This is a genomic window from Streptomyces sp. P9(2023) (assembly GCF_032436795.1).
Lineage (GTDB): Bacteria > Actinomycetota > Actinomycetes > Streptomycetales > Streptomycetaceae > Streptomyces.
Map to the genome: position 1 here is coordinate 483,297 of NZ_JAUPWM010000002.1, position 14,470 is coordinate 497,766.

At 74.4% G+C, this 14,470-nt stretch carries 9 protein-coding genes and 1 pseudogene; 8 read left to right on the forward strand and 2 right to left on the reverse strand.

Annotated elements, in window-relative coordinates:
• Positions 1–83: 83 nt before the first annotated feature.
• From purB to Q5762_RS04710, 3 genes are all read left to right on the forward strand, one after another.
• A complete protein-coding gene (gene purB, locus Q5762_RS04700) occupies positions 84–1,526 on the forward strand; it encodes an adenylosuccinate lyase (protein ID WP_315890642.1) in 1,443 nt (480 codons plus the stop codon).
• Complete coding sequence (gene mug, locus Q5762_RS04705; RefSeq protein ID WP_315890693.1) at positions 1,523–2,107, forward strand: G/U mismatch-specific DNA glycosylase; 585 nt, start codon at positions 1,523–1,525, stop codon at positions 2,105–2,107. Before purB ends, mug begins: the two co-directional genes overlap by 4 nt.
• Positions 2,108–2,198: 91 nt before the next feature.
• Positions 2,199–3,356 (forward strand): ROK family transcriptional regulator, encoded by a 1,158-nt coding sequence (locus Q5762_RS04710; protein WP_315890643.1) that lies wholly within the window; start codon positions 2,199–2,201, stop codon positions 3,354–3,356.
• A 634-nt stretch (positions 3,357–3,990) separates the two neighbouring features.
• On the opposite strand, the gene Q5762_RS04715 is transcribed toward Q5762_RS04710, so the two are convergent.
• Entirely contained in the window at positions 3,991–4,731 is a 741-nt protein-coding gene (locus Q5762_RS04715; RefSeq protein WP_315890644.1) for a GntR family transcriptional regulator, read from the reverse strand.
• Between the two features lie 545 nt (positions 4,732–5,276).
• Here Q5762_RS04715 and Q5762_RS04720 point away from each other — a divergent pair.
• Positions 5,277–6,128 (forward strand): alpha/beta fold hydrolase, encoded by an 852-nt coding sequence (locus tag Q5762_RS04720; protein ID WP_315890645.1) that lies wholly within the window; start codon positions 5,277–5,279, stop codon positions 6,126–6,128.
• Between the two features lie 90 nt (positions 6,129–6,218).
• Here the strand turns inward: Q5762_RS04720 and Q5762_RS04725 are convergent.
• Positions 6,219–7,094: pseudogene (locus Q5762_RS04725) on the reverse strand (EamA family transporter); the annotation flags it as partial.
• Between Q5762_RS04725 and Q5762_RS04730 the strand changes: the two are divergent.
• From Q5762_RS04730 to Q5762_RS04745, 4 genes are all read left to right on the forward strand, one after another.
• Positions 7,055–8,542 carry a PLP-dependent aminotransferase family protein gene (locus Q5762_RS04730; RefSeq protein ID WP_315890646.1) on the forward strand — a complete coding sequence of 496 codons (1,488 nt, stop codon included), beginning with the start codon at positions 7,055–7,057 and terminating at the stop codon, positions 8,540–8,542. The pseudogene Q5762_RS04725 and the gene Q5762_RS04730 sit on opposite strands and share 40 nt — an antisense overlap.
• Before the next feature lie 101 nt (positions 8,543–8,643).
• Positions 8,644–10,233: an alkaline phosphatase D family protein gene (locus Q5762_RS04735; RefSeq protein ID WP_315890647.1), complete on the forward strand. Its 1,590-nt coding sequence runs from the start codon at positions 8,644–8,646 to the stop codon at positions 10,231–10,233.
• Between the two features lie 96 nt (positions 10,234–10,329).
• Positions 10,330–11,727, forward strand: a complete 1,398-nt coding sequence (locus Q5762_RS04740; protein WP_315890648.1) for an SWIM zinc finger family protein — start codon at positions 10,330–10,332, stop codon at positions 11,725–11,727.
• On the forward strand, positions 11,724–14,390 hold the full coding sequence (locus tag Q5762_RS04745) for a DUF6493 family protein (RefSeq protein ID WP_315890649.1): 2,667 nt from the start codon (positions 11,724–11,726) through the stop codon (positions 14,388–14,390). Before Q5762_RS04740 ends, Q5762_RS04745 begins: the two co-directional genes overlap by 4 nt.
• Positions 14,391–14,470: the final 80 nt, after the last annotated feature.

Here is a 14,470-nt window from a genome sequence, read left to right on the forward strand (position 1 = left end):
GCGCGCGTGACGGGCGTCTCGTAGCAAGAGACGAACCGGGCCGTGGCGCTGGCCTGCAGAAACCGCCAGTAGAATCTGTCCACGTGACTGCTGTGACTGCGAAGCCCCGTATCCCCAACGTCCTGGCCGGCCGCTACGCCTCCGCGGAGCTCGCCGTCCTCTGGTCCCCCGAGCAGAAGGTGAAGCTGGAGCGCCGGCTGTGGCTCGCCGTCCTGCGTGCCCAGAAGGACCTCGGGATCGAGGTTCCGGACGCCGCCCTCGCCGACTACGAGCGCGTGCTCGACCAGGTCGACCTCGGCTCGATCGCCGAGCGCGAGAAGGTCACCCGGCACGATGTGAAGGCCCGGATCGAGGAGTTCAACGCCCTCGCCGGTCACGAGCACGTCCACAAGGGCATGACCTCGCGCGACCTCACCGAGAACGTCGAGCAGCTGCAGATCCGGCTCTCCCTGGAGCTGATGCGCGACCGTACGGTCGCCGTCCTCGCCCGCCTCGGCAAGCTGTCCGGCGAGTACGCCGAGCTGGTCATGGCCGGCCGCTCGCACAACGTCGCCGCCCAGGCCACCACCCTCGGCAAGCGCTTCGCCACGGCCGCCGACGAACTGCTCGTCGCGTACGGCCGTCTTGAGGAGCTGCTCGCCCGCTACCCGCTGCGCGGCATCAAGGGCCCGGTCGGTACGGCCCAGGACATGCTCGACCTGCTCGGCGGCGACGCCGAGAAGCTGGCCGACCTCGAGAACCGGATCGCCGGTCACCTCGGCTTCGCCCACGCCTTCACCTCGGTCGGCCAGGTCTACCCGCGCTCGCTCGACTACGACGTGGTCACCGCGCTGGTGCAGCTGGCCGCAGCGCCGTCCTCGGTCGCCAAGACGATCCGGCTGATGGCCGGCCACGAGCTGGTCACCGAGGGCTTCAAGCCCGGTCAGGTCGGCTCGTCCGCGATGCCGCACAAGATGAACACCCGTTCCTGCGAGCGCGTCAACGGCCTCATGGTCATCCTGCGCGGCTACGCGTCGATGACCGGCGAGCTGGCGGGCGACCAGTGGAACGAGGGCGACGTGTCGTGCTCGGTGGTCCGCCGGGTCGCGCTGCCGGACGCGTTCTTCGCGCTCGACGGCCTGCTCGAGACCTTCCTGACCGTGCTGGACGAGTTCGGCGCGTTCCCGGCGGTCGTCGCCCGCGAGCTGGACCGGTACCTGCCGTTCCTGGCCACCACGAAGGTGCTCATGGGCGCGGTCCGCGCCGGTGTCGGCCGGGAGATCGCCCACGAGGCCATCAAGGAGAACGCCGTCGCCTCCGCCCTCGCGATGCGCGAGCAGGGCGCCGAGCGCAACGAGCTGCTCGACAAGCTGGCCGCCGACGAGCGGATCCCGCTGGACCGCGAGCAGCTCGACGCGCTGATGGCGGACAAGCTGTCGTTCACCGGTGCCGCCGCCGACCAGGTCGCCGCCGTGGTCTCCCGTATCGAGGAGATCGCCAAGCAGCACCCGGAGGCCGCCGGGTACACCCCCGGGTCGATCCTCTGACCCGGTTCACCCCGCAGGAGCTCCGGGCCGCCCGCGACCGCGTCATCCCCGACGTGGTCGCGGGCGGCCTTTCGGTCCTCTTCTGCGGGATCAACCCCGGTCTGATGTCGGCCGCGACGGGCCACCACTTCGCGCGCCCCGGCAACCGCTTCTGGCCGGTGCTCGAACGTTCCGGTTTCACCCCTCGGCTGCTGAAGCCCTCGGAGCAGCAGGAGTTGCTCGCGTACGGTCTCGGCATCACGAACGTGGTCGCGCGGGCGACGGCGCGGGCCGACGAGCTGAGCGACGAGGAGTTCCGGGAGGGCGGCCGGCTGCTCACCGCGCGCGTGGAGCGGCTGCGGCCCAGGTGGCTGGCGGTGGTCGGCATCACGGCGTACCGGACGGCGTTCGGGGAGCGGCGGGCGGTGATCGGGCCGCAGGAGCGCACGATCGGCGGGACGCGGATCTGGGCGCTGCCCAACCCGAGTGGCCTGAACGCGCATTGGACGGTGGAGTCGATGGCCGAGGAGTTCGGGCGGCTGCGCGAGGCGGCGGGGGTGCCGGACCGGCGGCCGGACGCGTCGGCGGCCCCGCCGCGATGACGTGATCGTCCCGGTACCTGGCGGCCCTCGCCGCGCCCCTGTCCATTGAGTAACATCCGGCAGACATGCGCACGAGCTGGAAGGACACACGGTGGGGCGGCTGACCGGCGGGGATCCGTCGCTGCTGCGGCGGATCAATTCCGCGGTGGTACTCCATGCTCTGCGGGGCGCCGACGCGCTCACGCTCACGGACCTGACGCGGATCACCGGGCTGTCCCGGCCGACCGTCGAGGGTGTCGTCGAAGGGCTCATCGTCGGAGGTCTGGTCGTCGAGGTGGCGCCCGAGGAGGGTGAGGCGAGGCGACAGGGCCGGCCGGCCCGGAGGTTCCGCTTCCGCGCGGAGGCCGGGCATCTGCTTGGCATCGAGATCGGCCCGCACCGGGTCGCCGCGCTGCTCTCGGGCCTGGACGGCCGGATCATCGGCGCGGGTTCCCGTGAGGTCTCCGAGACGGCGCCCGAGGACGAGCGCCTCGAACGGGTCCGGACGGTCGTCGCGGACGTGCTGCGCAGGGCCGGGGTGCCCCGGTCGAACCTGCGGGCGGTCGGCGTCGGCACGCCCGGGATCGTCGAGGCGGACGGCCGGGTGCGGCTCGGCACGGCGCTGCCCGGCTGGACGGGTCTGGCGCTCGGGGAGCGACTGCGGCGCTCGTTCAAGTGCCCGGTGCTCGTGGAGAACGACGCGAACGCGGCGGCGGTCGCGGAGCACTGGAAGGGTGCGGCGACCGACTCCGACGACATCGTCTTCGTGCTGGCAGGGCTGAGCCCGGGCGCGGGGTCCCTGATCGGGGGGCGTCTGCACCGCGGGTACGGCGGTGCGGCGGGCGAGATCGGCGCGCTGCATCTCCTGGGCCGCGGGGTCACCCCGGAACACCTGCTGTCGACCACGGACGAGCCGCTCCATCCGCTGGACGAGCAGGCGGTGGCCGAGGTCTTCGCGCTGGCGCGCGGGGGTGACGCGCGCGCGGAGGCGGCGGTGGAACGCTTCACCCAGCGCCTGGTCCACGACGTGGCGGCGCTGGTCCTCGCGCTGGACCCGGAACTGGTCGTGATCGGCGGCTGGGCGGCGGGCCTGGACGGCGTCCTCCAACCCCTCCGTGACGAACTGGCCCGCTTCTGCCTCCGCCCACCGCGCGTGGTCCTGTCACTCCTGGGCGAGGCGGCGGTGGGCACGGGCGCGCTGCGCCTGGCGCTGGACCACGTGGAGGAACAGCTCTTCGCGGTGGAGGGCACGGCGACGGCCCGCCGCTGAGGGCGAGGGCGTGCGCGGCGGGACGGCCGGGTGACCGTGACCGCGCGCGACGCGGCGAGCGCGTGCTCGTGTCGCCGCTTCGCGAGGCGGCACGAAACGGCCCGTCGCCGGAACGGCCACCGCGCGGCGCGTAGGCAGCCCGCGCGGCCGTAGTCCGAACGGCTACTGGGGGTGGCGCGGCGCCCGGGCAAGCCGCGCGGCACGAACTCGCCCGCCGGCTGCGGCACCGTACGCGGCGCCCGGGAGCCCGTCGGCAGGGGGCGGCGGCGCCCTCGCGGTGTGCCCGGTCGCTGGGCGGGCCTTGGGCGCCGGCCGGCGTGCGGCGCGCCCGGGGCCACCGGATGGGCCCGCGTCGGCGCTGAACGCGACGAGCCCCGCTGCCGCCGCCCCGGTCTCCGCTGCGCGCGGCGACGCCGACTCGCGAAGCCGCACGAACCTGACCGGCGGCCGCCTGACGGAACTGGGCAGCCCGCCGGCAGTGGGGGCGGCGGCGTGCGGCCGCCCTCGCGGTGTGCCCGCGGCTGCTACGTGGGTCTGGTCACCGATCCCGCGCCGAAACGCGACGAGCCCGGCCGGGCTGCCGTGGCAGGCCCGTCGGGCTCGGTCGGGTTACGTGGGGGCCGGTGGGGGGCCGTCAGGAGGCCATCACCAGGTCGCCCGAGTCGCCGAACGTCAGCCGGCACGTGTCGGCGCGGTACGTGGCGACGGAGACCGCGGCCGTGCGGCCCTCGGAGAGGTAGCGGGTCGTGACGACGAGAACCGGGGCGCCCGGGAGGCGGTCCAGTTCCTTGGCGTCGTCCACGCGGGCCGAGCCGAGTTCGACGGCGCGGTCCTGGCCGTCGAGGGCGAGGCGCTGGAGCTCGCGCAGGACGCTGCGGGCGCGGGCCGGGCCGGACGGGGTGTCGATCGCGGTCAGTTCGGGGACCGAGCCGGCCGGCACGTACAGCAGCTCGGCGGCGACCGGCTGGCCCTGCGTGACGCGCAGGCGGCGCACGATGTGCACCTCCTCGTCGGGGGCGAGCTCCAGGAGCCGGGCTACGGACGCGGGGACGGTGGCGAGGGCGGAGTCCATGGACTGCCAGGTCTCCTCGCCGACGCCCGGCCAGACCTGCTGCGTCGTGGAGACGTCCACGCCGACGCGCGGCGGGGCGACAGTCGTACCGACACCGCGGCGCCGCTGCAGGCGGCCTTCCAGCTCCAGCTGTTCAAGGGCCTGGCGGAGCGTCGCCCGGGCGACGCCGAAGCGCGCGGCCAGTTCGCGCTCGTTGGGCAGGATCTCGCCGACCGCGAAGTCGGAGTCGAGCGCCTCGCCGATCACGGTCTTGAGATGCCAGTACTTCGGCTCCGGCACCGATTCCAGCTGCGTGGTCCCCACCCTGATCCTCCGCAATCGCCGTGTCCCGCGGCGGTTTTCCGCGCCCTTGTTTATTAAAGGTTCCTGCACTATCTCTGCGACCATAAGGCGGCACACCCCCTTGGTCAAGACCAATCCTGACCCGGATGCCCCCGAATGCGGGCCTCTGGCGTAGATCGTTCACAGGACGTTCGCACCGATGTGTGCCCTGCGCAGCAAAGTGCCCCGCCTCCGGCCGGAGGCGGGGCACAGGTGCCGCGGAGCCGAGTACGAGCAAAGGCGCTGCGCTCAGCCCCAGGTCTGGACCCGTCCTACAGCCGGGTGGTGACCTCGGCCGGCGCGGCTGCCCGACTTCACCGCGACACTCGACGACGCTCCCGCTCACGGGCCGCCCGGCAGCCGGAAGGCGCCGCATGGCCTGGCAGCGCGGCGCGAGGACGTCTGGCGACCCTCAACGGCCGCCCCGGCGTCAGCTCCTGGGCCAGAAGTTCCGTCCGGGCTCTTGAACTCGTATCTACTGAGCGGTAATTCTTGCTGACAGGGTGTCTAAGTCAAGGAGCGCGCGTATGTCCGCACAGACGATCTCGTTCACGTTCGAGACCGCCGGAGGTCCGCGCACGGCCTCCGTGACGTACGAGCGCCGGGGCGCGGGCGAACCGCTCCTGTTGCTGCACGGCATCGGACACCACTGGCAGGCCTGGGAGCCGGTGCTCGACATCCTCGCCGCCGAACGCGACGTCGTCGCCGTCGACCTGCCGGGCTTCGGGTCCTCCCCCGCGCTGCCGGACGGCTGCACGTACGACCTGTCGACGGTCGTCCCGGTCCTCGGTGCCTTCTGCGCGGCCCTCGGCATCGAGCGGCCGCACGTGGCCGGCAACTCGCTGGGCGGACTGCTCGCCCTTGAGCTCGGCCGGGAGAAGCTGGTGCGCTCGGTCACCGCGCTCTCCCCGGCCGGTTTCTGGTCGGAGGGCGAACGGCGGTACGCCTTCGGCACCTTGCGCGCGATGCGGGCGGCCGCGCTGTCGATGCCGGTGCCGCTGATCGAGCGGCTGTCCCGGAGCGCCGCCGGGCGGACCGCGCTGACGAGCACGATCTACGCCCGCCCCGGGCGCCGCTCACCCGAGGCGGTGGTCGCCGAGACCCTCGCGCTGCGGGCGGCCACCGGCTTCCGCGAGACCCTGGAGGCCGGCCGGACCGTCGTGTTCGGCGACGACATCACCGCGGTGCCCGTGACCGTCGCCTGGGGCACCCAGGACCGGCTGCTGCTGCGCCGCCAGGGCGTCCGGGCCAAGCGCACCGTCCCCGGCGCCCGGCTGGTACGGCTGCCCGGCTGCGGGCACGTCCCCATGAGCGACGACCCGGCTCTCGTCGCGCGGGTGATCCTCGACGGCAGCAGTCGGCAACCCGCTCCGTGCTGACGGCTTCCGCCGGCTGAACAGGCCCGTCCCGAGGGCCGCTCCCGCGCCGACGAGCAGGCTGCCCGCGGCCTGCGGGAGTCCGAAGCCACCGGCGCCGACGAGCGCCGCGGTCAGCGCGGCCGCGACCGGGATCGCGCCGGTGAACAGGGTGGCGCGCTCCATGCCGATCCGCTGGACGCCCATGTAGAAGAGCACGAACCCGACGACCGTGGCGAGGACTGCCTGCCAGACCAAGGCGCCCGTCTCCACGGCCGTCGGTGTCCGCAGGAACGCGCCGCCGTCCACGACCAGGCCGATCAGCGCCGACTCGACGGCCGCGATCCCGCAGACCGCCGCCGTCAGGAGCTTCGGCCCGAGCGGGCGCAGCACCGGGACGGCGAGGACAGTGAACCCGACTTCGCCCGCCAGTGCTCCTACGGAGTAGGAGAGGCCCGCGAGGTCGGTACGGCCCCACCCCTGGACGGTGAACGCCCCGGCGGCGACGAGCAGCGCGCCGTAGAGCACCGGCCGGGAGGGCTTGCGCCCGTCCAGGAGCGGAACGAGCACGGCCACGACCACCGGGGCGCAGCCGACCAGGACACCCGGAACGGCCGGTTCGGCGGTCCGTTCGGCGGCGAGCACGGCGAGGTTGAAGCCGACCATGCCGACGGCGGCGAGCACGGTCAGCCGCGCCCAGCCCCGCGCGCCGAGCGCGCGCAGCGGCGCGAGCCCGCCGGCACCGAGCAGGGGCAGCAGGAGCAGACAGGCGGCGCCGTAGCGCAGGGCCTGGCCACCCGCGTACGGATAGTCGCCGAGGAGGCTGTTGGCGGTGAAGGAGGCGCCCACGAGCGCGTAGGCGACGGTCACGAGGAGCGTTCCTCGCAGGGAGTTCGCGTTCATGGTCCCGACGCTAGGAAGCGAACCGGTCCGGTTTAAGGTCCACTTCCATGACGTCTTCGGGGACCACTTCGCGCGCGGCGTCCGCATCGCCGCCCGGGGGCGGCCGGCCCGCCTGGGAGTTGCTGCTCCCGGCGGCCGCCGCACCGGCCCGGCGGCGCGGCCGGGCGCTTCAGGAGGCGCTGCGGGAGGCGGTCCGTACCGGGCGGCTGACGGCCGGAACCCGGCTGCCCTCGAGCCGTGAGCTGGCGGCCGATCTGGGGGTCTCGCGCGGGCTCGTGACGGAGGCGTACGAGCAGCTGACCGCCGAGGGGTATCTGCGCAGCGACCGCGGCTCGGGCACCTGGGTCGGGGAGGCGGCGCGGGCGGCCACGGACCGAGCGGTACGGGACGCGGCGCCGCGCCCGCCGGACGTACAGGTCGACTTCCGGCCCGGGACGCCCGATCTCGCGCTCTTCCCGCGCGCGGCCTGGGCCGCGGCGCAGCGGTCGGTGCTCTCCGCGCTGCCCCACCGGGCGCTCGGCTACCCCGACCCGCGCGGGCTGCCCGAGCTGCGGACCGCGCTCGCCGGGATGCTCGCGCGGCGGCGCGGGGTGGTGGCCGATCCGGAGCGCCTGGTGGTCTGTTCGGGGGTCGCGCAGGCGTCGACGCTGCTCGGCTTCGTGCTGCGGGCCCGGGGGTTGCGCACGGTCGGGATCGAGGACCCCGGCAGCCCGGAGCACGGCCGGCTGTTCGCCTCCACCGGCATGGACACGCTGTGGCTGCCGGTGGACGAGGAGGGGCTGCTGCCCGGTCCGCTCGGCGCCTCGGGGGTGCGGGCGGTGGTCACGACGCCCTCGCACCAGTTCCCGACCGGCATCGCGTACTCGGCGGGGCGCCGGGCCGCGCTCCTGGACTGGGCGCGGGCGGTGGACGGATACGTCCTGGAGGACGACTACGACGGCGACTTCCGCTACGACCGCGCCCCGGTGGGCGCGCTCCAGGGCCTCGATCCGGAGCGGGTCGTCTACACGGGCTCGGTCAGCAAGTCCCTCGCCCCGGGGCTGCGGCTCGGCTGGATGCTCGTACCGCGCGAGCTGCTCGCGGAGGTCGTGGAGCGCAAACGGACGATGGACCTCGGGAACCCGGTCCTGGACCAGGCACTGCTGGCCGAGTTCGTGACGCGGGGCGCGTACGACCGGCAGTTGCGCCGCTGCCAGCGCGCGTACCGGGAGCGGCGGGACGCCCTGGTGACGGCGCTCGAAGAGGCGTTCCCGGGCACCTCGGTGAGCGGGATCGCGGCCGGACTGCACATCATCGCGCGCGTGGAACCGCGGTACGGCCCCACCGCGCGCTTCGTGGCACGGGCGGCGGCCGCCGGGGTGGCCCTGCGCCCGCTGGAGGAGTTCGGCACCGCGCGCCCGACGGACGGCGCCGTACGCCTGGTCCTCGGCTACGCCCATCTGACCCCGTCCGAGATCACGCGCGGCGTTCGCCTGGTGGCGGCCGCGGGCGGGGGCGGAGGCGCGGCGGCGGGACAGCGGCCGAACGGGGGGTGACTCCGGGGTGTTCACCCCGGGTTCGTGTCCCCGCCGCCCCCGGCCGTTAGGCATGGGACGGCACAACGCACCCATTCCGTACCGCACTTGGAGGCGCTTCGATGTCCCACTCCGTCCCCGGCCCGACCCCCGCCCGCCGCAGCGTCCTGCGCGGCTCCCTGGCCGCCTCGGCCGCGCTCGCCCTCGGCGGCGCCGGGGCCGCCGCCCCCGCGCTCGCGCTGTCGGGCCGGCCCCGGGCCGCCTGGGGCGTGCAGACGGGCGACGTCACGGCCTCCTCGGGGCTGGTGTGGGTCCGTTCGGACCGGCCGGCCCGGATGGTCGTGGAGACCTCGGCCAGCGAATCGTTCCGCCGTACGCACCGCCACCACGGACCCCTGCTGGGCGCGGGCAGCGACTTCACCGGGACGACGGCGCTGCGCGGCCTGCCGGCGGGCGAGCAGATCCACTACCGGGTCACGCTCGCGGACCCGGACGACCCGCGCCGTACGGGCGAACCGGTCGTCGGCACCTTCCGTACCGCGCCGGCGCGGCGACGGGACGGCGTGCGGTTCCTCTGGTCCGGCGACATCGCCGGGCAGGGCTGGGGCATCAACCCCGACATCGGCGGCTTCCGCGCGTTCGAGGAGATGCGCCGGCTGGACCCGGACTTCTTCCTGTGCAGCGGTGACACGATCTACGCGGACGGTCCGCTCCAGCCGAGCGTGACGCTGCCCGACGGCCGCGTCTGGCGGAACGTCATGACTCCGGAGAAGGCGAAGGTCGCCGAGACCCTGGACGAGTACCGCGGCCAGTTCCGCTACAACCTGCTCGACGACAACGTGCGGGCGTTCAACGCGCAGGTCCCCTCGATCGTGCAGTGGGACGACCACGAGGTCCGCAACAACTGGTACCCGGGCCAGATCCTGGAGGACGCCCGCTACGCCGAGAAGGACGTGGACGTCCTCGCGGCCCGCGCCTCGCGCGCCTTCGCCGAGTACTTCCCCGTCTCCACCCTCCACGCGCGCGGTGACGGGCCTTCGACCGGGGGCCGGATGCACCGGGTGGTGCGGTACGGCCCGCTGCTCGACGTCTTCGTCCTGGACATGCGCTCGTACCGCAACGCCAACTCCCCCGGCCGGCAGGCCGACGACACGAGCGGCATCCTCGGCGCCGAGCAGCTGGCCTGGCTCAAGCGGGAGCTGAGCCGCTCGCGCGCGGTGTGGAAGGTGCTCGCGGCGGACATGCCGCTGGGTCTGGTGGTCCCCGACGGCACGAACATCGAGGCGATCGCCCAGGGCGATCCGGGCGCGCCGCTCGGCCGGGAGCTCCAGATCGCGGAGCTGCTGCGGTTCATCAAGCACCGCCGGATCACCGGCACGCTGTGGCTGACGGCGGACGTGCACTACACCTCGGCGCAGCACTACGCCCCGGAGCGGGCCGCGTTCCAGGACTTCGCGCCGTTCTGGGAGTTCGTCTCGGGGCCGCTGGCCGCCGGCGGTTTCCCCGCGAACGCGCTGGACGCGACGTTCGGTCCCGAGCGGGTCTTCGTCCGGGCTCCGGAACGGGCGAACCTGTCGCCGATGGAGTCGCCGCAGTACTTCGGCGAGGTCGACATCGACGGCGGGAGCGGTGAGCTGACGGTCCGTCTCCGCGCCGAGGGCGGGACGGTGCTGTTCAGCAAGGTGCTCCGGCCGGGGCGCGTCGGCCAGTAACAAGGGCCTGGTGGGAGGCCTTTCGGTCGCCCTCGTGGGGGCCTCCCTGAGGGCGGTCGGGGCCGATTGTCAGTGGTGGGTCCTAGCGTCTTGTCCATGACGCGATCCGTACAGGCGCTCGCCTACTCACGCCCGTCCGCCCTGAGCTCCTCGGGGGACGGGCGGCTCCTCGGCCTGGAGACCTCCGGGGGCCTGACGCCCACCGGCGCCGAGGCCCATCCCCGGTTCTTCAGCGGGTTCCTGACGTCTCCGCAGATCGCCGCGCGCGGCCTGCTCGCGGTGGCGGACGTGGCGGCGGCCCGCTACTACCAGCGGATACGGCCGGGTTCCCTGGACCCGGTCGTGACGGGGAACGGCGACCGGCTCCGGTTCGAGTCGTTCTCTGGCTGCGGCGGGGTGTACGCGCGGCTCGACGTGCTCAGCGAGGGCCTCGACGGCGCCGGGACCGGGCACGGCACGACCAACGTGGACGTCAACAATCCGCTGCGCGAGGCCCTGTCCCGGATGACCGGGAGCGATCCGCTGCACCTGCGGGTGGGGCCGGAGGAGCTCGCGGTGACGACCCTCGACGGGGCGGTGGTGGAGAAGAAGGTGCCGCTGCCGGACCGCTGGCTGCGCGGTTTCGCGGAAGCCCAGGTGGCCTCGGCGGGCTTCGATCTGCGCGCGGAACTGACGGGTCCGGAGGCCGTGCGGTTCTTGCGCTCGCTGCCGCGCTCGCCGGGTGCGGGGCGGCGCGGGCCGCTCTGGGTGGTCCAGGCGGGCCGGACGCTGCGGCCGACGACCCGGCCGGTGGCGGGGGCGGTCTGTCTTCCCGGGCCCGACCGGCTGGTGGCCCTGGAGCGGGTGCTGCGCCACGCGACGGCGCTGCGGGTGTACGGGCCGGTGCCGGACGGCGCCGCGACGGCGAGCGCCTGGGAGGTGACGCTGCCCGGAATGCGGCTGACGCTCACGCTCTCGCCCGACGCCGCTCGGGGGTTCTCCGGGGAGGGCGGGGTCCTGGAGGCGCTGGCGACGGAGGAGGCCGCACAGGACGCCGAGCTGATCTCGGTGCTGCTTGCCTGGGAGCCGAAGATCGACCTGGCAGTACTGGGTGAGCGGTCCGGCCTTCCGGTGGACCGGGTGCGGGCGGCGCTGACCCGGCTCGGCACCGCCGGCCGGGTGGGATACGACGTGGCGGACGCGGCCTACTTCCACCGGGAGCTGCCGTACGACGCGGACCGCGCGGAGCGGCACAATCCGCGGCTTGTGGCGGCCCGCGCCCTGGTCACGGACGGGGCGGTGGCTCTCGACGGGGAACTGGCGACGGTCGCCTCGGGCGAACGCCGCTACCAGGTACGGGAGTCGGGCGGAGCGTTGAGCTGCACCTGCCAGTGGTGGGCGGACTACCGGGGCCGTCGGGGCCCGTGCAAGCACGCCCTCGCGGTGCGGATGACGCGGCGCGGTGCCGTCGCCGGGGTTGTCGACGGCGTCCTGGCCGCCGGGAGTGTCCGATGAACGACGTGATCGAGGAGACCGCGGTGAAGAACCTGGTGACCGCTGTCCGGGAGGGCCGGTTCGAGGAGGTCCCCGGGCTGCTGAAGGAGCTGACGCCCGAGGAGCGGAAGTCGGCCCTCGCGGAGCTCAAGTCGCTGCGGACCGAGGTCCGCGGCTGGGGCTGGGAGCGCTGGAACGAACAGGTACCGATCCAGAAGGCGCTGCGGGTCGCCGGGGCGGGGTGCCACACGGGCGCGGCGGGCGCCGCCGCCTGGATCGGTGGCCGTGACCTCGCCGACTGGGGCCGGACGACGACCTCGCAGGTCCTGGAGGTGCTGGTCGACCGGGACCCGGCCTGGCTGGGGGACGTGGCGCAGCGGCTCGCCGAGCGGCCGGCGGTCGCGGAGAACGAGTACGGGCTCGTGCGCGAGCTGGTCGTGCGCTCGGGCTGCGCCGTGCCGACGACGGACGCCTACGTCCTCGGCTGGACGGCCGCGATGACCGGGCCCCGGCTCCGGGACGACCTGCGCGCCGACCCGCAGACGCCGACCCTGGCACCCCGGATCCTGGACATGATCGAGACCCCGAACCGGCTGACCTGGTCCGTCGGTCCCGAGGCACCCACCCATTGGCCGACGGCGCTCGTGACGCTCGCCGCGGAGGGCGTGCTCGACCGGGCGTCCCTGGTGGACGGCTGCGTGGCGCGGCTGCTGCGCGGGGGCCGGCCCCGGGACCTGCGGTTTCCGCTGGCGCTGCTCCAGCTCCTCGATCCGACGCCCGAGGAGCGGCGCGGCCGGACGGCGGACTGGATCGGGATGGCCGCGGACGCGCCGTCGCCGGTCGCGGCGTACGCGCAGGAGATCCTGACGGGACTCGCCGACGGGGGCGAGCTGTCGACTCCGGAACTGGTGGAGATGTCCGCCCAGGTCCTGTTCCGTACGGAGAAGAAGCTCGTCCGGGCGCAACTGACGCTCCTGACGAAGGAGTTGCGGAAGGGTTCGGGTGCGGCGGCCGAGCTGCTGCCGGTGGTCGCGGAGGCGTTCGGACACGAGGACACCGGGATCCAGGAGCGGGCCCTGAAGCTCGTCGGACGGTACGTGTCCGGGGTCGACGAGCAGGTGCGGGAGGAACTGGCGGGTGCCGCGGCCCTGTTGAGCCCGGCGCACCGACAGGCGGCCGGGGAGCTGTTCGGAGTCTCGGAGGACGCGGAGGACCTTCCGTACGAGGAGACGCTGCCGCCCGTGCCCGAGGCGAGACGGGTGGCGGGACCGGCGGCCACGGTCGCGGAGCTGGTCGCGGATCTGGTGACGGTCTCCAAGGGCCGTCCCTCGGCCGCGCCGGAGGAGTTCGAGCGCGTCCTGGACGGACTCGTCCGCCATGCGCACCTGCACGGCGAGGAGTTGACGGCGGCCCTGGCCGAGGCGTTCGCGGACGCGTGGTGGGCGGGTGACGACAGACACCGGCACGACCCCTTCGCCCACTCGACGCACGGCGTGGACCTGGTCGTCGCCGCGGCCATGGGCCGGGTGCGGCCGTCCCGCCTCCACGACGCCCGGGTGCGCGGCCACGCTCCCGCCGCCTGTGTGCACGACGCCCTGGACACGGCGGTGGACGCCCGCCTGTGGGAGACGGCTGCCCTCATCGGCACCGACCGGCTGCCGTTCCTGCTCGCCGCCCCCACCTGGCACACCGGCGCGATCGAGCCGTCCGTGCTGGTGGAGCGGTTGCGCGCCTATCGGGACGCGGGGATCGACCCGGCGCCCACCGACTTCGCGCAGGCCCTGCTGCGGCTCCGTAAGGGCGACCCGTCGGCCGCCGGGGCGGCCACCGACGCCGCCGCGCTGGGCACCCGGGCCGGCGAGCGGCTCGCGGACTGGCTCACGGCGGACGCCTCGCTCGCGCCCGGTCTGCGCTTCCTGGACCGGGGACGGGAGCACAAGGAAGGGTCGTGGTGGCTCGCCGACCGGATCGTCTTCAAGATCCGTGAGCGCCGCGCCGTACGGGAGGAGTTCCCGCACGCCTTCCGCTGGCTGGGAGGGACGGAGACCCAGGCGGAGCACCGGTGCCATCGCTGGTTCGCGGAACGGCGGCACTGGCCGGGCGTCGTGCCGGACGACCGGGAGGCCCTGGCGAGCTGGCTGCTGCCCGTCCTGGCCGGCGGGGTGGAGTGGGAGGAGCGCGGGGTCACCTGGGGGCTGACGGCCCTGGCCGAGGGGGACGGGCCGGTGGGCGCGGCGACCCACCTGGCGCTTGCGCTCGCGCTCGGCTGCCGGCACGCGGAGGACCGGCTGACGGCCGTGGACACGCTGCTCGTGCTGGCCGCGCGGGGCGATCTGGACGCACGCCGGCTGGGTGAGACGCTCGGCGGTCTGCTCGGGGAGGGCACGGTCAAGCCCAACCGGATCGCGGACGCGGCCCGGACGGCGGCGGCCACCGGCGCGTACGGCACGACCTGGACCGTACTGGCCCCGCTGCTGCCCGCGTTGCTCGGGGCCGAGAAGCCGGTGCGGGGGCTCGGTGAGCTGCTGGCCGTCGCGGCGGACTGCGTGGAGCGGTGCGGGGCGGGCGGGGAGATACCGGGACTGGACGCGGTGGCCGACCGGTGCGGTTCCTCGCAGCTCGTCGTCCAGGCGGGGCGGCTGCGGAAGGCGCTCCGGGCGGGCTCGGAAGAGCCCACCACCTAGACCAGTCAGGACATGACACAAGCGGTCGAAAACCCGCAGTAAACCCCCAGATCGGCGCTTAACCCGTCAGTCACAGAGCG

Coding starts and splice junctions, on each gene's coding strand:
- Q5762_RS04730 (WP_315890646.1), top strand. CDS start 7,055: ATGACGTCTTCGGGGACCACTTCGCGCGCGGCGTCCGCATCGCCGCCC.
- Q5762_RS04735 (WP_315890647.1), top strand. CDS start 8,644: ATGTCCCACTCCGTCCCCGGCCCGACCCCCGCCCGCCGCAGCGTCCTG.
- Q5762_RS04740 (WP_315890648.1), top strand. CDS start 10,330: ATGACGCGATCCGTACAGGCGCTCGCCTACTCACGCCCGTCCGCCCTG.
- Q5762_RS04745 (WP_315890649.1), top strand. CDS start 11,724: ATGAACGACGTGATCGAGGAGACCGCGGTGAAGAACCTGGTGACCGCT.
- Q5762_RS04720 (WP_315890645.1), top strand. CDS start 5,277: ATGTCCGCACAGACGATCTCGTTCACGTTCGAGACCGCCGGAGGTCCG.